This window comes from Alloalcanivorax gelatiniphagus, from assembly GCF_005938655.1.
Lineage (GTDB): Bacteria > Pseudomonadota > Gammaproteobacteria > Pseudomonadales > Alcanivoracaceae > Alloalcanivorax > Alloalcanivorax gelatiniphagus.
The window spans coordinates 61,390-81,475 of the sequence record NZ_VCQT01000012.1 but is presented as its reverse complement, the minus strand read 5'-3'; the positions used below and the strand labels follow the sequence as shown (position 1 = coordinate 81,475).

General features: G+C 65.7%; 19 protein-coding genes. 4 read left to right on the top strand and 15 right to left on the bottom strand.

Annotated features, from left to right (window positions below; translation table 11 throughout):
• Window positions 1–35: 35 nt before the first annotated feature.
• The 5 genes from FGS76_RS02335 to FGS76_RS02315 are packed head-to-tail and all read right to left on the bottom strand — an operon-like array spanning window position 36 to window position 4,788.
• Window positions 36–1,031 carry an ABC transporter substrate-binding protein gene (locus FGS76_RS02335; RefSeq protein WP_138771011.1) on the bottom strand — a complete coding sequence of 332 codons (996 nt, stop codon included), beginning with the start codon at window positions 1,029–1,031 and terminating at the stop codon, window positions 36–38.
• A 41-nt stretch (window positions 1,032–1,072) separates the two neighbouring features.
• Window positions 1,073–1,876, bottom strand: a complete 804-nt coding sequence (locus FGS76_RS02330) for an ABC transporter ATP-binding protein (protein ID WP_138771010.1) — start codon at window positions 1,874–1,876, stop codon at window positions 1,073–1,075.
• Complete coding sequence (locus FGS76_RS02325; protein WP_170214382.1) at window positions 1,876–2,619, bottom strand: ABC transporter permease; 744 nt, start codon at window positions 2,617–2,619, stop codon at window positions 1,876–1,878. The genes FGS76_RS02330 and FGS76_RS02325 overlap by 1 nt, the downstream gene beginning before the upstream one ends.
• Before the next feature lie 10 nt (window positions 2,620–2,629).
• Complete coding sequence (locus tag FGS76_RS02320; protein ID WP_138771008.1) at window positions 2,630–4,000, bottom strand: amidohydrolase family protein; 1,371 nt, start codon at window positions 3,998–4,000, stop codon at window positions 2,630–2,632.
• A gap of 5 nt (window positions 4,001–4,005) precedes the next feature.
• On the bottom strand, window positions 4,006–4,788 hold the full coding sequence (locus FGS76_RS02315; RefSeq protein ID WP_170214381.1) for an IclR family transcriptional regulator: 783 nt from the start codon (window positions 4,786–4,788) through the stop codon (window positions 4,006–4,008).
• 668 nt (window positions 4,789–5,456) lie between these two features.
• Here FGS76_RS02315 and FGS76_RS02310 point away from each other — a divergent pair.
• Window positions 5,457–6,509 carry a porin gene (locus FGS76_RS02310; protein ID WP_138771006.1) on the top strand — a complete coding sequence of 351 codons (1,053 nt, stop codon included), beginning with the start codon at window positions 5,457–5,459 and terminating at the stop codon, window positions 6,507–6,509.
• A gap of 33 nt (window positions 6,510–6,542) precedes the next feature.
• On the opposite strand, the gene FGS76_RS02305 is transcribed toward FGS76_RS02310, so the two are convergent.
• The 10 genes from FGS76_RS02305 to FGS76_RS02265 all read right to left on the bottom strand — a co-directional run bounded on the left by FGS76_RS02305 (window position 6,543) and on the right by FGS76_RS02265 (window position 14,258).
• Window positions 6,543–6,899: a thioredoxin family protein gene (locus FGS76_RS02305; RefSeq protein ID WP_138771005.1), complete on the bottom strand. Its 357-nt coding sequence runs from the start codon at window positions 6,897–6,899 to the stop codon at window positions 6,543–6,545.
• Between the two features lie 100 nt (window positions 6,900–6,999).
• Entirely contained in the window at window positions 7,000–8,328 is a 1,329-nt protein-coding gene (locus FGS76_RS02300) for an acetamidase/formamidase family protein (RefSeq protein WP_138771004.1), read from the bottom strand.
• Between the two features lie 132 nt (window positions 8,329–8,460).
• On the bottom strand, window positions 8,461–9,078 hold the full coding sequence (locus FGS76_RS02295) for an immunity protein Imm33 domain-containing protein (RefSeq protein ID WP_138771003.1): 618 nt from the start codon (window positions 9,076–9,078) through the stop codon (window positions 8,461–8,463).
• Window positions 9,075–9,887, bottom strand: a complete 813-nt coding sequence (locus tag FGS76_RS02290; RefSeq protein WP_240692373.1) for a nucleotidyltransferase domain-containing protein — start codon at window positions 9,885–9,887, stop codon at window positions 9,075–9,077. The genes FGS76_RS02295 and FGS76_RS02290 overlap by 4 nt, the downstream gene beginning before the upstream one ends.
• 84 nt (window positions 9,888–9,971) lie before the next feature.
• Window positions 9,972–10,364, bottom strand: coding sequence for an Imm10 family immunity protein (locus FGS76_RS19405; RefSeq protein ID WP_170214380.1), 393 nt, complete (start codon window positions 10,362–10,364; stop codon window positions 9,972–9,974).
• A gap of 7 nt (window positions 10,365–10,371) precedes the next feature.
• A complete protein-coding gene (locus tag FGS76_RS19400; RefSeq protein WP_170214379.1) occupies window positions 10,372–10,794 on the bottom strand; it encodes a hypothetical protein in 423 nt (140 codons plus the stop codon).
• Between the two features lie 65 nt (window positions 10,795–10,859).
• On the bottom strand, window positions 10,860–11,192 hold the full coding sequence (locus FGS76_RS02280) for a hypothetical protein (RefSeq protein WP_138771001.1): 333 nt from the start codon (window positions 11,190–11,192) through the stop codon (window positions 10,860–10,862).
• Window positions 11,189–11,833: an alpha/beta hydrolase gene (locus FGS76_RS02275; protein WP_138771000.1), complete on the bottom strand. Its 645-nt coding sequence runs from the start codon at window positions 11,831–11,833 to the stop codon at window positions 11,189–11,191. The genes FGS76_RS02280 and FGS76_RS02275 overlap by 4 nt, the downstream gene beginning before the upstream one ends.
• Before the next feature lie 71 nt (window positions 11,834–11,904).
• Window positions 11,905–13,245: a bifunctional diguanylate cyclase/phosphodiesterase gene (locus FGS76_RS02270; RefSeq protein ID WP_170214378.1), complete on the bottom strand. Its 1,341-nt coding sequence runs from the start codon at window positions 13,243–13,245 to the stop codon at window positions 11,905–11,907.
• A gap of 194 nt (window positions 13,246–13,439) precedes the next feature.
• Window positions 13,440–14,258, bottom strand: a complete 819-nt coding sequence (locus tag FGS76_RS02265) for a helix-turn-helix transcriptional regulator (RefSeq protein ID WP_170214377.1) — start codon at window positions 14,256–14,258, stop codon at window positions 13,440–13,442.
• Window positions 14,259–14,519: 261 nt separating this feature from the next.
• On the opposite strand from FGS76_RS02265, the gene FGS76_RS02260 reads away from it, so the two are divergent.
• From FGS76_RS02260 to FGS76_RS02250, 3 genes are all read left to right on the top strand, one after another.
• A complete protein-coding gene (locus FGS76_RS02260; protein WP_138770997.1) occupies window positions 14,520–16,520 on the top strand; it encodes a carboxylesterase/lipase family protein in 2,001 nt (666 codons plus the stop codon).
• A gap of 36 nt (window positions 16,521–16,556) precedes the next feature.
• Entirely contained in the window at window positions 16,557–18,557 is a 2,001-nt protein-coding gene (locus FGS76_RS02255; RefSeq protein WP_138770996.1) for a carboxylesterase/lipase family protein, read from the top strand.
• Between the two features lie 111 nt (window positions 18,558–18,668).
• Window positions 18,669–20,075: a carotenoid oxygenase family protein gene (locus FGS76_RS02250; RefSeq protein ID WP_138770995.1), complete on the top strand. Its 1,407-nt coding sequence runs from the start codon at window positions 18,669–18,671 to the stop codon at window positions 20,073–20,075.
• The last annotated feature ends 11 nt before the right edge of the window (window positions 20,076–20,086 follow it).

Sequence of the window (20,086 nt, the reverse complement as noted above, 5' to 3'; positions counted from 1 at the left end):
CCCTGCGATCAGCACCGCCGCCGGCCCGCTTCAGGTCATGGGGCGTACTGGGTGGAGAAAGCGTCGGCGGGCAACTGGTCCAGGAAGCCCTTGTCCATCACCCGGCTGGCGCGGTCGGCGAATGCCTTCAGGCCATCGATGTACTGCTCGTTCCAGGTGGTGGCGTAGTCGCGGATCACCCGTTCGGCCAGCATGTCGATGCCGGCCTGATCCAGGCCCAGTTTTTCGCCATAGGCCTGGAACACGGCGGGATGCGCTTTCACGTATTCCACCGCTTCCAGCCAGGCTTGCAGGAAGCCGGCAACGGCTTCCGGGTTGGCGTCGGCGAAGTCGTCGTTGGTGGCCAGGGAGATCCACAGAAAATCGTCGCCGGTTTCTTCTTTATAGATGTCGCCGAGATTGCCGATGCTGCGGTACTTGCCGGAGGCAATGGCCTTGGTGGCAAGCGGGTCGAAAAGCAGACCGGCGTCCACATCGCCGCTGTCCAGCAGCGCGGGGATAATGCCCGGGCCCACGTATTGCAGGTCGCCGGTGCTGGCCGGGTCGAACTGGTAGAAGTCGTTGAGCACCACCCGCAGCAGCACGGTGGCGGTGCCGGCGGCGCCGGCGTAGGAAGCCACCCGCTTTCCTTTCAGGTCAGCCAGGCTTTGCAGCTCGGAGTCCACCGGCACCAGCACGTCCAGGGTGGCGCCGCGCCCCACCGGGAACACATTGACCACCGGGAAGCCCTGGGCGCGGAACTGGGCGAAGCCGGTCCAGCCGCCGAAGCCCATATCCACCTGCTTGCCACGGATGGCGTTGAACAGCCCATCCAGAGTCGGATAGCCCTTATAGGTCACGTCCACGCCGTGCTTGTGATCCAGCTGCTGGTCGATCATCACCTGGGAGGCGATGCCGTTCAGGGACTGGGCCATGTCCGCCAGACGAATCGGTGTGTCGTCGGCGCGGGCGCCAAGCGCCAGCGAGCCGAACGCCACCATCAGCAGGGACAGCGCCAGTCGTACCGTTAGCCGTGATTGATCGTTTTTCATCGGTATGCTCCCAATTGTTTTGTCGTTTTTTTTGGCCGGCTTCAGCCGGCTTGTGGTTGCAGTCGGGCCCGCTCCGCTTCTTCGGCGGCGGCAATGAAATTGGCGGACACCTGCTTGCTGATCTCGAAAAGGGCGGGGTCGTCGTAATGACGGGGGCGCGGCACCTCCACCGGGATTTCCTCGCGGATATTTCCCTGGGAAAGCACCACCACCCGGTCGGCCAGAAAGGTGGCCTCGTAGCTGTTGTGGGTGATGAACAGAATGGTCTTGCCGGTGCGGCTCCAGATGTCCAACAGGTCCACCCGCATGCGCCGGGCGGTGAGTTCATCGAGGCCACTGAACGGCTCGTCCATGAACAGCACGTCCGGCTCGATGGAAAGCGCGCGCACCAGGGACAGGCGCTGGGCCATGCCGCCGGACAGCTCATGGGGATAGTGGTCGCGGAACGCCTCCAGGCCGGTGAGCGAGAAATAGTGGTTCTTGATCTCCGCCCAGCGGCTCTTCGGCACGTCGGAATTTTCCAGCACGAAGTCCACGTTGCGCTCGGCGGTGAGCCAGGGCAGCAGGCGCGGGTCCTGGAACAGATAGCCCATCTTCACCGGCGGCTTGCCGTTACGGCCCACCGGCTGACCACCGAAGCGGACTTCGCCGCTGTAGTCGTTGTCCAGCCCGGACAGGGTGTTCAGCAGGGTGGATTTGCCGCAGCCGGAGGGCCCCAGAATGCAGACGAATTCGTTGTCGGCGATGGACAGGTCCAGGCCATTGAGGACCCGTTGTCCGCGCTCGCCCTTGCGATGGCCCGGGTAGTCCTTGACCAGGCCTTTGATGCTGATTCCTTTATCCATTAGATCTTCACCTTGGGACGCCAGGAGAACAATTTGCGCTCCATGTTTTGCAGGATGACCAGCTCGATAAAGAGCATCACGATGGTGAACAGCAGGGTCCACGCCAGCACTTGCTGCATGTTGGCGAGCTGGTACCAGTAGAAGAGTTCGAAGCCGACGCCGTCCGGCCGGCCAAGCAGTTCGACCAGCACCGTGATCTTCCACACGATGCCCAGACCGAAGCGCAGCGAAGCCATGATGTAAGGCAGAACCTGGGGGAACAGAACGCGGCGGATGATTACCCAGCGCGAGGCGTTGAACACCTTGGCCATCTTGAACAGCCGGGTGTCGATGTTCTTGACGCCTTCCCAGAGGTTGATGGCGATGGAGGGCGCCGAGGTCAGGCCGATGGCGACGATGGCCGCCGTTTCATTGAGGCCGATCCAGATGAACGCGAAGATCGCGTAGCACAGGCTGGGCACGGTGAGCGCCACCATCACCCAGATATCCAGGGTCTTTTCGGCGAAGCGGTTGACGCCCATCAGCACGCCCACCGGAATGCCGATGGCCATGGCCAGCGCCAGCCCGCCCATTACCCGCCACAGGGTGGCGAACAGATGCTGAAAAACATCGCCGTTGGCGAAGTTGTCCGCCAGCACCATTGCCGTTTGAAACGGCCCCGGCAGGATCGTTTCCGGAAACAGAAAGGACAGCCCGAACCATGCCAAAATGGCGGCAATAATGGATCCCACCTTAACGAACACTGAATTCTCCTTATTGATGCAGGTAACGGTGCAAACCGGCGTCACGCAGACAACGCCGGGCGATGACATCGGCCTGACGCAACAGCGCGCCCTCATCGATGAACAAAGCTTCGCGGTTTTCGATCAGCAGCTTTCCGTCCACCATCACCTCGCGCACGTCGGTGCCCTTGGCGCTGAACACCAGCGCCGAGGCGATATCCAAAGTGGGAGAAAGATGGGGTTGCCGCAGATCCACGGTAATCAGGTCGGCTTTCATGCCGACTTCCAGGCGCCCGGCCTGATGGTCACGATCAATCGCCCGGGCCCCTTCGCTGGTGGCCATGCGCAGCACCCGGTGGCGGCTTAGCGCCAGCGGGTCGTCGGCGGCGGTTTTGGCGGTGGCGCAGGCGTACTTCATGCTTTCGAACAGGTCCTGGCCGCAGTTGGCGGCGGGACCGTTGGTGGCCAGGCCGCAGGTCAGGCCGGCGTCGAGAAAGGGTTTCAGGGCCGGGAAGCCGGTGCCCCAGAACAGCCGCGTGGGCGGGTCCAGCAGCACCCGGGTGTCGGTCTCCGCCAGCAGTTCGATTTCCCGCTGGGACACGTCCGACACCGCCGCCACCTGCACGTCCGGCCCCAGGCAGCCGGTCTCGTGAAGCAGTTCCACCTGGCGAATTTCGCGGCCGAAGTGGCGGGCGATCAGTTGATTGAACTCCGGCGACTCGGCCACGTGCATGTGCAGACACAGGTCCAGGTCGTCGGCCAGGGCACGGGTTTCCCGGTACATTTCCTCGGTCATGCACCAGGGCAGCAGCGGCCCGATGGAAAGCCGCAGGCGGTCGTCGCCGGCCCCGTGCCAACGGTGCGCCAGGTCGGTGACCCGCCGCGCCTGCTGGTCCAGGGTCTCCATGAAGCTGGGCCGGAAATGCCGACCTTCAAAGGCCCGCGCCACCGTGCCCCGGATGCCCGCGTCGCTGATCGCCTGGAAGGCGGCGTCCTCGGGCATGTAACCGTCCGGGTGGGTGGAGAACAGGTTTTCCACCAGGGAGGTGTTGCCGTTCTTGAGGTTTTCCAGGCAGCCCAGCATCTGCGCCACGTACATGGCCTCCTCGTCGAAGGCCTCCATCAGCGGCATCTGCACGTCGAGCCATTCCAGCAGCCGTTTTTCCGGCCCCAGGGTGCGCCCGAAGATCATGGAAAGATGGGAGTGGCCATTGACCAGGCCGGGCATCACCAGCTTGCCGGTGACGTCCAGCACCCGGTCCACCGGCCGGCGCGGCAGGTCGGCACAGGCGCCGACGAACTGGATGCGGTCATCCACCACCAGTACGCAGCCGTCGCGGTATTCGTGGCCGTCGGCATCGAAGGTCATCACGTGACCGCCACGTAGCAGGGTCGTCGCCATGGTGATCAGCCCGCCTGCCGGGCCTGGTGCTGCGAGCGCGGCCACTCGCGGGCAATGCGCGCGGCGGCGATGCGCAGGTGATCAAGCAGGCCATCCTCCGGGTTCTCGGCCCGGTCGCCCACGGCGGCCACGGTCACCGCCGCCAGCAGGGAGCCGTCATGGCAGAACACCGGCACCGAAGTACTGAAGACCCCCTCTTCCAGTTCGCCGACGCTGGTGGCATAGCCCCGCTCTCGAATCTCCACCAGTTCCTGTTCGAGACGCTCCACGTTACCGGACCATTGCTCCGGACTCAGGGTGGCGCAGTGATCGAGCACCCGGCGGATGTCGTAATCGGGCATGTGCGCCAGGTGCACCTTGGCGGAGGAACCCACGTAGAGGGGGGTTTCCAGGGCCGGCGCCAGCCCCACGCGTACCACCCGCGGCCCCTCCTGGCAGCCGACGCACAGCACCCGTTCGCCAACCCGGTGGGTAACCAGGGCGGTTTCCCCGGTCATGCCGGCCAATTCTCGCAATATGGGACGGACCAGGGCGCACATGTCGCGCCCGTTCTCCTCGGTGAGGGCCACCAGCCGGGCGAACCCGGGGCTGAGCACATACTCGCCGCTGCGCGCCATGCCGGTAATCAGGCCACGGCGGCGCAAGGTGTGCAGATAACGGTAGGCGGAGCTGCGTGAGAGGCCGAAACGCCGTTCAATCTCGGTGCGTTTGACGACCTGCCCGTGCCCGGCGAACAGCAGCAGAATGTCGAGCACACGATCCAGCGAGGAGGCGTTGTCTTTTTCCATTCTCATGTCCCACATTACGAACCACCCAAAGTGTCCCCTTAAGATGCTCGCCCTCATTTCAGGATGTCAAATGTGGGAAAATTGACTTAAGACACTGTTTTATCTGTATTTTTTATAAAATCCTGTTCGCCATCTGACACTGCTCAATAATAAATCATATTTTTTGTCTCTCATAAGAGGACGGAAAGGGCAATAGATATGACCTTAAAACGAACCCGTGGTCGGTCCTCCACGCGGACCGCTCCCGCCCCGGCATCGGCCAGCGCCTCCCCCTTCAATAGTTGTTCCCAGAAGATAAGACGAGTCTGGCGTATACCTTGATTCGTCCATGTATACATGATTAGCTTTCTGCTCTTCCGGAAAAACAAAACGATCTAAAATTAACTAAAAACAATCACTTAAGATAAAAACAAAGGGATAGAAAAGCGCTCGCCGGAGCCAATCCGGGCAAACACCCCATGGAACACGCCAGCAAGTACCGCCAAAGCATCAAGCAGAAGCGGTTTGGCACGGCTTTTTGGCCGCAAGGAGTGCACCAAGACGGGTTATATTAGCCACCGGGAGCCCCGTCAGATCCAACAAAAACCATTCTTGTATGCAAGAAAAAAGCGGCGTTTCGGCCTGTCTGAGCCGGCCCGCGAGACTCATTCGAATAAGAGGAACCACTAATGAAACGCACTCTGAACACCACCTTGCTGGCGGCCGCCACCTCCTTGACCGCACTCAGCGGCCTGGCCCACGCCGATACCGAAGCCTCCTTCTACGGTGTGCTGGACGTCTGGGCCGGCAGCAAGGAGCTGCCCGGCGACGACGACAGCACCGCCAAACTGGACGCCGGCGGCATGACCACCTCATTCCTGGGGGCCAAGATCAGCACCGACCTGCCCAATGGCATGAAAGGCGTAGCGGTGGTGGAAAGCTTCCTGCGCCCGGACACCGGTGAAGACCGCCGCTATGGCGGCGACGAGTTCTTCGCCCGCAACGCCTATATCGGTGTGGTGGGGGACTTCGGCACCCTGAAGGCGGGCCGCAGCACCGCGCCCATGTTCGTGCCCACGCTGATCGCCAACCCGTTCGGCGGCGCTTTCGGCTTCTCGCCGCTGATCCAGCACTCCTTCCTGGGCGGCAATAACGGCCCCATGGCCGGTGACTCCACCTGGGCCAACGCGCTGTCCTACACCACCCCCACCCTGGGTGGCGTGACCGCCAACGTGATGTACTCGTTCGGGGAACAGGAAGGGGATAACGGTGCCAACCGGGTCGGCGGTAACCTGACCTACCGGGCCGGTGGCCTGATGCTCACCGCCGCCGGGCACAGCATCCAGGAAGGTGCCATCGATACCAATGGCGGGGTCGGTGACGCGGGCGCGCTGGGCGCCCTGGAGCAGGATGGTCTGATGGCCGGCGCCAGCTACGACTTCGGCGTGGTCAAGGTGTTCGCTTCCTACCAGCAGCTTGAGACCGGCACCGCCAGCGGCGACATCGACACCGATACCGGCCAGGCCGGCGTGTCGGTACCGGTGGGCAAGGGCTTCGCGCTGGCTTCCTACGCCACCACCGATTACAGCGGCAGCCGCGACACCGACCGGGATACCTGGACGGTGGGCTACGACTACCCGTTCAACGAAGTGCTGGACGTGTACGTGGCGTTCATGCGCGACGACCTGGAAGATACCGGCGACGGTAACACCTACGGCGTCGGCAGCCGCTTCAAGTTCTGATCCGCTTTACCCGGTCCACTTTTCGGCGGCTCCTCAGGAGCCGCCGCTTTGTGCGCTGCGCGCCGGGTTGGCATCGATGTCCTCCATCCGGTCGCGGATCGCGTCCTCGTTTTCCGGCCGTACCAGACGGCTCACTTCCCGCCCTTCCTGAATAAAGATCAGCGTCGGCCATTTGTCCACGTTGAACGCGCGCCCCAGCATCTTGTCCTGGTGATCCGCCAGTTTCACGTGGCTGATACCGGGAAAGTCCTGGAACGCGGCCTTCACCATGGGCTCGGTTTTCTGGCAGTAGGGGCAGTCCGGGCTGCCAAACTCCAGTACCGTAGGTTCGGCGATACCCTGGATTTCATCCCGGGTGGGGTGGTTGGTTGCGTATTCCGCGCTGTACATGGTGCCTCCTTTCGTTGTTCAGCTGCCCCCAGTGTGGAGGGCGAAACCGCCCCCCGAAACCCGGGTTTTGCAAAACACTATAAAGACCGCCCCACGCCACTCAGCGGTGTATGAACACCTCCTTCTTGACGGTGCCGTGCACGCCCCAGTTGCCGTCCACCACCTGGGTGATGCCGAAGTCGGTGCCCACCGACATCAGGCTCACCGCCTCATCCTCGGTGAGGCCCTGGGCGGTCATCAGGAAGTGGCGCATTTTGCGGAAGGCGTCGCGCATGGCCAGATCGATGGACGATTTCTGATAGATCGTCTGTTGCGGCTGGTCCAGCTCGGCCAGGTAGTTGGGGTAGCTGAAACCGTGCACCACCCAGGCGTCGTCGGTTTCCAGCAGCGGATAGTAAAGGCCGCTGAGCCGCGTGCCTTTCAGGTCCGCCTGCTTGTGCAGAATCAGCTGGAATACCCCGGTGAGCGAAGTTTCGATGGCGGTGCCACTGAGTTCGGAATCGCCCTGGGCGGCGTGCGGGTCACCCACGGAGAACAGAGCGCCGTCCACCGCCACCGGGTAGTACATGGTGGCACCCTTGCCGATGCGCCAGTCGTCGATGTTGCCGCCGAAGTAGGCCGGCGGCACGGTGTCCACCATGTCCGCTTCCCGGGGCGCCACGCCCATGGTGCCGAAGTGCGGCCGGGCGCGAATCTGCACGCCTTCCAGTACCGGCTGCTCGTCCACGGTGTCGTGGTCGACCACCACGCCGGGGTAATCGATGGTCTCGTGCTCCACGCCATAGGGGTCGGTCTGCGGCGTCCAGCGGAAGTTGTAGAGCGGCTTGGCCCAGACATTGGCGCCGCTGCTGTCCAGTTCGAAGATGGTGACCACTTCGCGCTGGTCCGGCGACTCAATCAGATCGTTGTACTGGAAGCCCCAGTTGGCGGCCACGTTGGAGCCGAAGGTCTTGCCGGCGAATTCCTGATTGCCGCTGGGGCGCAGGTGCACGTCGAGGATGCGCACCTCCAGCACGTCACCGGGTTCCGCGCCGCACACCTTCACCGGGCCGGTCATGATGTGCACGCCGAAGCCTTCGCCAGCGCCGCGCCCGTATACCGAGGCATCCATGGGACCGGCGCCACGGCGCTCCACGCCCTTCTCGTCCTTGGTCCAGTGGAATACGCTCTCGGCGCCGTCGTCGCCCTTGATCATGCGGTCGTAGTCGTCCCCGGCATGATGGGTGAGCGTTTCCAGGGTCACGAAGTCGCCGGAGTTCACCTCAATCAGCGGCTTGGCGTCCTTACTGAAATAGCCCCAGTGCACCGTGTCCTTGTTGGCGGCCAGGGTGAAATGCCGGGCGTCGCCGGCGGCGCAGTCCGCGGCGTGGGCCGGCGCGGTGAGCAGCGCCAGGCCGACGCCCAGCAGGGATGTTCCGATAACGCGCATGATCTTGCCTCCCAGTACCCAAAATCGGGCCCTCCGCCCCGGGCACGGCCCGTGCCCGGTAAGAAACGTCAGGCCACTGATGGAAGAGCAAGCTTCATGCCACCCAGACGCGGCGATTCGCGCCGGTGACGCCTATTGGGGCATCGACACTTCCCGGAAGGTGCCGTCCTCGGCGCGTTCGAAAGCCACTTCCGGCGGCCAGGACAGCAGCGCCGCGAAGCTGTCGTCCTTGGCCAGTACCGCGCCCAGGGGCAGGTTCAGCACATTGGCCGGGTCGTCCAGGTAGTCATTGCTTTCCTCGCCGCTCATAAAGCACCAGCCACTGTCCTGGTCGTCCACCGGCTGTTCCCGGTACATGAAGCCCACGTTTCCACCGTCGTCATAGGCGTCCCGGGAAACCAGGCAGTAGCGGGCGTATTTCCGGGCCATGGAAGGCTCCGGATCGTCCACGCTCACATCGATAATATGGCGCGCCTCGAAGCGCACCGTCTCACCCGGCGCCAGGCCCTGGATGTACAACGGCTCATTGGCCAGCCGCCCTTCGAACACGCCGTCGCCGATGCTGAGGATTTCCACCCACATGCGCTCGCCGGTGGGCGCCTCCGGGTCGTCGCTGTCGAACAGAAAAATCAGCTTGGCCCGTTCGCCGGGCGTCAGGGCGCTCACCGCCGTGGCGGACGGTTTGTGGAAGGTATAGGGGTTTTCATCGGCAACCGCTTGGGCGTCATCCAGACGCCAGGACGTGGTCATGGGGTTTCTCCAGGCAGGCAATCACGGAAAAATTCATTGAGCGATTCCAGTTCGCCGCCGGCCGGCGCGTCGCCCTTGGCCTGATAGCGGGAAAACCGGGACAGCTCCTGTTCGATAAAGTCGTTGAGCGCCGGCATCGCCGGCACGAATTCCTTTTCCTGGCTGCGCTGCTTGCGCGCCAGCAACCGCTCGATGTCCTTGCTGACGGCACTGTTGTCCGCCACCAGTTGGCGCAGCCGGTCGAATTCGATGGGCGCCGGTGTGCGGTAGCGCTCCAGCCAGCGGATCGACAGCAGCGGGCGCAACGCATAAAAGTACTTTTTCAGCGGCACCAGTTGAGCCTTCAGATAGCCGTGAAAATTCTTGTCGGCCATGCTCCGGTAATGGAACACACCGCTGTCCACCGCGTAAACCCGGGGCAGCAGTTCCCGGGCGCGCTCGGCGAAGCCGGCGTCGTCCCGGTAGACGATGGGTGACTGAATCCATTCCACGAAGGACGGATTGGATCTGGCGAACAGTTTCAGCGCCTTGCGCAGATCCCAACCGTTCAGGTCGATGTCGTCGGTGATCTCGTATTCGATCACGTCACGGCGGTCTTCCAGGTCCAGGGACAGATACCAGTCCCGCGGGTGCGCGTACACGAAACGCACGTCGTAATCGCTGTTCGGCGAGGGGAAACCCCAGGCACGGCTGCCGGATTCCACCGCCATCAGAATGCGCACCCCGTGCTCGCGCTCGGCGGCGGCCAGGCGCGCCATGATCTCTTCGCGGACCGCCGGCTTGATCACAGGTTGTTCGGGTTCGTTCATATCAGTTATCCAGGTGCCAGCCGACGTTGCCAGAGTTGCTGCTTGCGGACTTTGTCCATGCCGCGCGCTCCATGCACCGGAGGTTTAAAGAAGGGATAGTTCCACGCCACAGTCGCGGAACATCCGCCGCAACCGCGCCGCCAGGGTGGCATGATCCACGCCACCGGCGTCGAAGGTGATGGTCAGACAACGGAAACCCAGCATAGCTCCCACCGCCGGTTCGAAGGTGAACGTGACGCGGTCGGCGGCCTGGGTCACGGTATCCACACCGCCCCACCCGGCCTGCTCCGGGCCGCACCATTCCAGGTAATAGCCGGGCGCTTCCTCCACCGCCTCCAGGGGCTCGAAGTCGCGCTGCAGCATCAGGTAGTGCCGCGGGCTGTCCGGGTCGTCGGCGAAGCCGAGCAGATAGCTGGCGCCGCGCGGATGCTCGAGCACCACGGAGCGGGCGTGGAAGGTGATCGGTGCTTGGTCCATAGGTGGCTCAGCCGTGGCGGGCGAGAATCTCGCGGCGGTCCATGAACTGCAGGGCCCGCGCCAGTTCGCGGTGGCCACGCCGGGCGGCGTGCAGGGCATACCATGCCTGCAGGCATTCGCTGTCACCGGGTACCCGCTCCAGGGCGTGCTCCACGGCGCGCAGATAGGGCGTGCGCAGGGCCGCCGGCAGCGACGGCGCGCCCTCTTCCTCGCGGCCCAGTTCGATGGCCGCCACCAGCGCCAGCTGGCCGGCGTCCACCAGCCGCGGCACCGCCGCGTAGGAGGCGGTGCCCACGGCGCCGTTGTGCACCAGGTGGTCGCGCAGACGGTCCAGCGCGCCAGCATCGCCGGCGGCCAGGGCGTCCAGTACCGGAAAGGGGTCGTAGGGCCGGCCCCGGGCACAGCGCCAGGGGGTTTGTTCATCGCTCATGGGGCAGGGCTCCCATCAGTATTCCTTGTTCAAATGTTCCGGCATCGGATCGGGCCGGCGCCGGATCAGGCCAGCGAATCAGGAAAATGGCGCCCGATCCATTGCAGAAAAACGGTCTCGCCGTGGTCTCCGGCGCCCGGCACCATCAGGGGCGCGGCGCCGGGTTCGTGCAGCTCCAGGGTACCACCTTCACGCAGACGCCGGTGCAACACAGTCAGCCGATTGGTCAACCAGCTCATGGGGGTGGCGGTGCCGTAGCCGTGGGCCTCGCTGAAGCGGGCGAACAGCTCCGCGCCCACCCGGCCGGTGCGGGCCAGGGCCGCGTCCTCGGCGGCCAGCGCGGCGCGCTGTGAGTGGCGCCGGGCCCGGGCACGGCGCCAGGCAGCGAACCGGTTCACCGCCGCGCCACCGGGCCCAGGTGTTCGACCACCCGGGCGGCGACCGCCGGCAGGCAGCCCTTGAAGAAATGGTCCGTGCCCGGGAACACGGTGACCGGGTGGCGGGCGGCGCGCAGATGGGCCAGCAGGTCCGCCAGCGGCGCGCGCTCGTCGTCCTCGCCGTGCAACAGCAGGGCGCCGTCGGGCACCGCCACCGGTTGATAGTGACGGCCATCGGGCACCTGCCCCACCGGCATGCCGAGCAGCGCCAGGGCCGCCACCGGCTGATCCAGGCGCGCCGCCGCCCGGGCGAACACCCAGGCGCCAAAAGAGAACCCCACCAGCGCCAGGGGCAGCTCCGGCCAGCGCCGGCGCAGGGCCTCGATCATCACCAGGGTGTCGTCGGTCTCGCCCTCGCCGGCATCGTGTTCGCCGTCGGAGCCGTCCACGCCCCGGAAGGCGGGCCGCACCGCCAGCCAGCCGGCCTCGCGCAGGGCCCGGGCCAGGGCATGGGGCACCGGGTGGCGGGGCGAGCCGCCCAGCACCGGCTGCGGGTGCCCCACCAGCACCACGCCAGCGGGCTCACCGACGGGATGATCCAGAGTAAGACGCAGGCGGCCCGCCGGGCCGGTGAGATCCAGGGTTTCGCGGGCGGGTTTCATCGGCGGAGGTTACCGTGTCGGCGGCAGGGGGGCGCCATCCTAACATGGCCCGCCGGTGGCGCGGACGGCGGCTAGTCGCCGGCCACGCAAAGGCGGTTACGGCCACTGTTCTTGGCCTGGTACAGCGCCGCGTCCACCCGGTGCAGCAGCGGGGCCACGGTTTCCTCGGGGCGGAGCAGGGCCAGACCGGCACTGAACGTCATGGTGATACGGTCCTGGTCGGACACCTGCAATGGCGTGGCGGCCATGGTGTCGTACAGACGTTCCGCCACCGCCCGACCGCCGTCCAGGTCGGTATCCGGCAACACCATGATGAACTCCTCGCCACCCAACCGGCCGCAGCGGTCCACCTCCCGGCAGGAGCGCACCAGCACCCGGGCGAACGCTCGCAGGGCGCTGTCACCGCCGGCATGCCCCCAGGTGTCGTTAACCTGTTTGAAATGATCCAGGTCCATGGACAGCACACACAGGGGCAGCCCGGAGCGGCGCGCCCGGGCTATTTGCCACTCCAGGGTTTCCATGATCGCGCGGCGGTTGGCCAGGCCGGTCAGTTCATCGGTGCGGGCCAGGGCGCGCAGTTGATCGTTCATCTCCCGCTCGTGGATTTCATGGCCCACGGTGTCCGCCAGCAACTGCATGAAGATCAGATCGTCCGGGGTAAACGGCGAGCAGGGCTCCGGGGAGGAGAAGTTGAGGGTGCCGTATACCCTTCCGCCCACGTGAATCGGGCTGCCGATGTAGGATTCCAATCCGAAGTTCAGGTAGCAGGGGTGCTTCTTGAGTTCGCTTTGCGCGGTGTGGTGAAACCCGACCGGGCGGCCGGCCCGCAGGGTGGTCACGCAGTAGGTGCCCGGCAAATCGAAACGGGCGCCCGGCACCACCGCACCATCCGGGCTGACACAATGCTCCACCAGGTATTGCTCACCGTCGATGCGCGACTGAATCGCCAACGGCAAATCAAAGTGACTCGCGCCCAATGCCAGAATGGCGTCGATCCGCGCGCCCCTGTCCAGGGCCGGATTGGCGCTGATGGCGTGCAGGCGCTGCAGCGTATCAATGGATTTTTCCATCGGCCGGGACGGCCGCACCAGCGCGATATAGCCACTGGGCTTTCCTTCCAGGTCACGCAGCAAGCCGCCGCAGGTGTGCGCCAGAAACACGCTGCCGTCGGCGCAGCGATAGGACATCCGGTAATTGTCCATGCCGCCATTGACGTTGGGGTTATAGCGCTGCTCTCCCTGCTCGTTGAAATCCTCGGAATGGGCATAGAACAGGGAAGTCCGCTGGCCAATCATTTCCGATCGGCAGTAGCCGAACAGGCGCTCGGTGGCGGGATTCGCATACACCACCCGGCGGCTCATATCGGCCACCACCACCGCTTCCGGCAGCTGATTGAAAATGTCGGCGAGCAAAGAGGGGGAAAAGGCATTCAGCCCCGCAATGGAAGGGGGCTCATCCTTGTCGCCTGATGACATGTCAAAATTAATGCGTTTGCTCATAACTACGGGGGACCGGGTTTGTGCGGGTGCTGATAGGTTTATCGTTCATTCTCTCACTGTCAAAAAAAACCGCCGTGAAGACGGTGACATTCAGACCGGCGGGGCGTCTACCAGCAACGCAGGATACGCACATGGTTTCTGTTACGGCTGTAAGAAGGCGGCTGGCCGAACCAGCGTTGGTAGGTGCGTGACAGGTGGGCGGAATCGGTGAAGCCGGCGGCGTGGGCGATGTCGGTGAGGCTGCGGCGCGAGTGCAGCAGCTCGAACACGCACTGAAGTTTGCGCCAGGCCTTGTAATCGCGCAGCGACATACCGAACACGTCGCGCATCAGGCGGGACGCCCAGAAATACGACATGCCCAGCTGCTCGGCCAGTTGCGAGAGGCTCAGTTCCGGTTGCTGCTCCAGCAGGGCGCGAATGCGCGGGCCGCGCGGGTCACCGTGGGGCGGTGCCTGCAGGTGGCGGAACGGTTCCCGCAGCACCGACTGATACAGCGCCGGCGCCCCGGCGGCGGGATAGTGGCCATGAAACAGCGCGTCCAGGGCCCCGTCGAAGTCACCGAACCAATCCCGCTCCAGCGGGCGCACCCGGCCCGCCGCCAGCTGGGCAAGCCGGTCGTAACAGCAGGAACTGGGCGTGACGTGGAACCCCACCACCGGCACGTCCCGGGCGATCAGGGCGCGGGGCACGAACGGTGGAATCAGCACCGCGCCGGTGTGAATTTCCCGGCCGCCAGCGTTGACGGCGAAACGGCCGTTTCCCACAGCCAGCAGCAATGCCGCCGACGGCGGGCGGGTGGTGCCGGTGCTGATCCAGGGCGCGGTATAGATAAAACCGCGCCGCCCGATCATGTACACGTGATCCTTGACCCGGTGCGACAGCAGCCCGAAGCCGGGGCCGTCGCCGGGCACGCTTCTCAACGCCATGGCTGTTCTCCTTCGCGGCGGCGGGGGCCGCCGGCATAGAGCCCGCCCGTCATCATAGCCCATGTCTCAAACGGTCCACCTTGTACGTTTTTGCGGTGCGGCGGCCACCGTCCGGCGGTGTGAGGCAAAACCGTTCAATCCTTCCGCTTGCGCATACGCCACCCTGAATGTTCGACACCGGAAAGAAACCGGACTGCGCCTCGGCGGCGATGCGCGCCGGTTCTCATTCCCGGAAAAAATAACAAACGGGAGTCCATTACTATGAAAATAAGCGCTCTTCAGAATCCCTGGCGCGCCACCTTCAGCGCCACCGCGCTCACCTCGCTGGCCCTGGTGATGGCCGGTTGCGGCGGCTCATCCTCGCATCACGACCCGGCCCCCCAATCACGCAACGGCGTATTCGGTGCCATCCCGGTGGCCGGGCTGGACTACCGCCAGGGCGATGGCGCCACGCGCACCACCGACGCCGACGGCCGCTTCGTTTATACCGGCGACGCCTCCCTGACCTTCGCCATCGGTGCCTTGACCCTGGGCCAGGGCGCCCCCTCCGCGCGGCTCACCGAAGCCGACCTGGGCGGCGAGAGCAGGGCTGCCCTGGACACGCCGGCGGCCAATACCCTGGTGCTGCTGCACAGCCTGGACGCGGACGGCGATCTCAATAACGGTATTCAGCTCACCGAGCGGATCCGCCAGCAGGTCTCCGACGCCGCCGCCAGCCTGGACCCGGCCCAGGACAGCGCCGACTTCAACAGCGCCCTGGGGGAGGTACTGACCACGCTGGAGAACGCCGGCGCCTTCTCCGACACGGACCCGCGCCCCCGCCCCCTGACCTCGGCGGCGGATGCCCGCGACACCTTTCTGAGAGCCGCCGGCCCGCGCCATGAGGTGGCCACCACCGGTGGCCGGCTGCTCGGCTTCGAGGGCAACGCGGACACCTGGCAATATCTGGCCATCCCCTATGCCCGACCGCCCCTGGGCGAGCTGCGCTGGAAACCACCGGTGGCGCCGGAGCCCTGGCAGGGGGTGCGCCAGGCGGTGGCCTGGAGCGACCAGGCGGCGCAGCACACCGCCCTGGAACGCTTCGGCGAAGGCGGCATGAGCGAGGACTCCCTGTATCTCAACGTGACCGCGCCCAAGGACGCCGAGGGGCTGCCGGTGATGGTCTGGTTCCACGGTGGCGGCTTCACCGCCCTGACCAGCAACACCCAGCCGTTCAATAATCCTCAGGCGATGGCCAGCCGGGGCGTGGTGCAGGTGTCCGTCAATCACCGGCTGGGGCCGTTCGGCTACATCGCCCACCCGGATCTGAGCGCGGAAAGCGGCTACAACGGTTCCGGCAACTACGGGCAGATGGATCTGATCGCCGCCCTGCAATGGGTCCAGGACAATATCGAAGCCTTCGGCGGCGACCCGGACAACGTGACGATCTTCGGCGAATCCGGTGGCGGCCGGAAAACCCTGTCGCTGATGGCCTCGCCCCGGGCCGCCGGCCTGTTCCACCGGGCCATCAGCCAGAGCGGCACCCTGATCCCCGACACCCGTAGCCTGGCCGACGCGGAGGCCATCGGCAGCCAGCTGCAGACCAACCTGGGCGCCGCCTCCCTGGAGGACATGCGCAACGCCGACTGGCGCCAGGTGGTGGCCGCCGCCGCCACCCTGACGCCCTATACCAATGTGGACAATCACTACCTGCCCTATACCGAACGGGTGGCGTTCGAGTCCGGCAACCAGAACGACGTGCCCTTTATGTTCAGCGTCAACGCCAACGACACGCCGGACCCCACCAGCACCGCCATCAACGTCTTCCCGTGGATGGCGCCACTGTGCTCCGCCAACCACTACGCCACCTACTTCACCCACCAGCCCGCCGGCTGGAGGGACCGGGGCGTGCAGGCCTACCACGGCGCCGAGCTGGCCTACACCTTCAACATGCCGGAGAGCGTGGTCACCCATTACCTGCTGGGGCTGGTGATCGACCCGGCCACCGGCCAGTCGCTGGTGATCGGCGACCTGAACGGCAACGGCGTGAGCGGCTCCCAGGGCGACCCGGCGGACATCATGGCGTCGGCGGGCTTCAACGCCACCGACGATCAGGTGATCGACCGGATGCTCACCATCTGGACCAACTTCGCCAAAACCGGCAGCCCGGACATTCCCGGCGAACTGACCTACCCGCTCTACGACGACGCCACCGAAAGCTATGTGGAAATCAGCGCCACCGCCGAGGTGAAAAGCGGCCTGGGCGCGGTATTGGAAGACTGACGAACAATAAAAATCGAGGAGAACAACATGCGATCCATGGCACGAATAACCGGCCTGGCCCTGGCTCTGGCGCCACTGGCGCTGGTCGGCTGCGGCGACAGTGACAGCCGGTCCCCCGGCGGCGCCAGCCGCCAGGGCACCTTCATGGACGGCCCGGTGGCCGGGCTTGGCTACCGGGCCGGCGACCGGGACGCCGCCGTCACCGACGGCCAGGGCCGGTTCCGCTACCGGGACGGCGACACGGTGAGCTTCTTTATCGGCGAGCTGGCCCTGGGCGGCGCCCGGGGCGCCGGGGTACTGACCCCGTTGAGCATCACCGACGGCGCCGCGGCCGCCGACCAAGCGGAGGTGCACAACAAGCTGATCCTGCTGCAGACCCTGGACCAGGACGGCGACCTGAACAACGGCATCCAGATCAGCGAAGCCATCGCCGGAGTGGTCTCCGAACACGCGGCGGACATCGACTTCAGCCGCGACACCGCCACGTTCCGGACCGAGCTGCAGCCGCTGCTGGACCAGCTCAACCAGCGAGCGCTGTTCAGCGACACCGACCCCCGGCCCCGCCGGGTGCGCTCCGCCGAGACCGCCCTGGCCCATTTCAGCCGCGCCACCGGCCCGCGCAAACAGGTCACCACCAGCGGCGGCGAACTGCTGGGTTTCGAAGCCGACCACGGCACCTGGCAGTTCCTTGGCATTCCCTACGCCACCCCACCCCTGGGCGAGCTGCGCTGGAAGCCGCCGGTGCCGCCCCGGCCCTGGCAGGGCGTGCGTCAGGCCACCGACTGGGCGGACCAGTCCGCCCAGGACCCGGCGCTGGAAAGCGTCAATGAGGGCGGCATGAGCGAGGACTCGCTGTACCTGAACGTGACCGCGCCCAAGGACGCCGAGGGCCTGCCGGTGATGGTCTGGTTCCACGGCGGCGCCTTCGCCATCCTGTCCGGCAACTCCGAGCAGTACAACAACCCGGACAGCCTGACCACCCGGGGCGTGGTGCTGGTCACCGTCAATCATCGCCTGGGCCCGTTCGGCTACATCGCCCACCCGGCCCTTACCGAGGAGAGCGGCTACAACGGCTCCGGCAACTATGGCCAGATGGATCTGGTGATGGCCCTGGAATGGGTGCGCGACAACATCGCCGCCTTCGGCGGCGACCCGGACAATGTGACGATCTTCGGCCAGTCCGGGGGCGGCGGTAAAACCTACTCGCTGATGAACTCACCCCAAGCCTCCGGCCTGTTCCACAAGGCCATCGTTATGAGCGGCTTCGCGCCCCTGGAGGAAGACAGCGCCGCCAACGATTCCCTGGCGGAATCCGAGGCCATCGGCCAGGCGTTGTTCGAGCGGGTCGGCGTGGAGACGTTGGAACAGGCCCGCGCCCTGCCCTGGACCGCCTTTACCGACGCCGACCGCGCCGGCGAGATTCCCAGGCAGACCTACCGGCCCAACGTGGACCACTTCTATCAAACCAAAACCTACTATCAGAACGTGATCGACGGCCTGCCCAGCGATGTACCGCTGATGGCCGGTGTTACCGCCGGCGACTACCCGCACCTGCGCGCCGCCCTGCCGGTGTGGCTGGAACAGCGCTCGGCGGCCTACCAGTCCAACCAGTACATCTACAAGTTCACCCGGGTGCCGCCGGGCTGGGAAGACCTGGGCCTGCGCAGCTGCCACGGCTGTGAACTGCCCTACCTGTTCAACCATCCCGCCGGGCTGGTGCAGAACTTCCTGCTCGGACTGGTGCTGACGCCGCAGGGACAACGGCCGGTGATCGGGGATCTCAACGGCAACGGCGTCACCGGCTCCCAGGGCGACCCGGTGGACCTGTACCTGTCCATGGGCTACGACCAGGACGACGAAACGGTCAGCGACCGGATGATGACCCTGTGGACCAACTTCGCCAAAACCGGCGACCCCAGCCCCGACGACCTGCATTGGCCCGCCTACACGCTGGCCAACGACAGCTACCTGGAAATCCGCCAGGACACCGGGCTGTCCGTGGAAACCGGCCTGGAAGCGGCGATCAATCCGCCCTAGGCCAGCGCCGCCCCGGGCCGCCCCCGGGGCGGTCCGGGCTTGCCACACCGGGTATATACCCAGTATACCTGGGGCACTGTCCGTGGACTGCTACCGCCGGAGGGCGCCCGCATGGACCGATGCCATGATCACCGCGGCGGTTTCGCCAACCTGGAACAGGAACGGGACCTGCGCATCCCGGCGACGGCCATCCGTGGCCGGGTGCCGGCGGCGGTGCGCGGCACCTTTTTGCGCATTGGCCCGGGCCGCAGCCAACTGGGAGGCCAGACCTTTGGCCACTGGTTCGACGGCGACGGCATGGTCCATGCCCTCACCTTTGACGACGGCGGCGCCCGCTACCGCAACCGCTTCGTGCGCACCCCGAAATACCTGGCGGAAACCGCCGCCGGCCGCATCCGCAAACGGGGTTTCGGCCACAATGCCCCGGGCGGCCCGTTGGCCAACCTGGGCCGGCCACCGGCCAACGCCGCCAACACCAGCATCGTGCGCCACGGCAACCGGCTGCTGGCGCAATGGGAAGGGGGCCGCCCCTGGGCCCTGGACCCGGACGATCTGAGCACCCTGGGCGAGGCCGGCTTCGGCGGCGGCCTGCGGCCGTTCGAGCCGTTCAGCGCCCATGGCCACCACCACCCGGAATCCGGCTGCTACTACAACCATGGCGTCAGCCTGGGCCGCCGGGGCGCGCGGGTGAACCTGTACCGCGTCGGCGCCGACGGCCGCATGGCCGCGCGCGGCCATTTTCCGCTGCCGCGCTTGAGTTTCCTGCACGGCTCCGCCATGTCACAGCGCTACTGGCTGTTCCTGGAGCAGCCGGTGGCAATCACCGGCATCGGCCGCCTGCTGCTGGGCCTGCGCACCCTCAACGATTGCCTCACCCATAACCCGGCCTGGGGCATGCGCGCCCATGTGGTGGATCTGCACACCCTGAAAACGGTGCGGGTGTTCGAGCTGGACCCGTTCGTGGTGTTCCATTTCGGCAACGCCCGGGAGATCGGCGACGAACTGTTCGTGGAACTGGTGCGCTTCAAGGATTTCAGCATCAACCAGGGCCTCACCCACTTCACCGACCATGTCCAGGGAGAAGCCGGCGAACCGGTGCGGTTACGGCTCAACCTGCGCACCGGCGGCCACCGCCTGGAAGCCTTGCCCCACGCCGCCGGCTGTGAGTTTCCGATCTTCGACCAGCGCTATCAGGGTTTGCCCGGCCGCTTTCTCTACACCGCCGCCCTGGCCGACCACGGCGGCTTCTTCAATGCCCTGCAACGGCAAGACACGGAAACCGGCCACACCGCCCTGCATCGCCTGGGCCCGGGACGCTATATCTCGGAACCGGCGTTCGTGCCCGAAGGGGAGCGCGAAGGCGACGGCTATCTGTGCGCCGCCGTCTACGACGCCCGGGTGCACCGCAGCGAGATCGTGCTGTTCGACGCCCGCGACGACGACCTGACCGAGGTGGCGGCGGTGCCCCTGCCCCATCACATTCCCCACGGCTTTCACTGCGGCTGGGACCCGGCCTGATCCGCCCTACC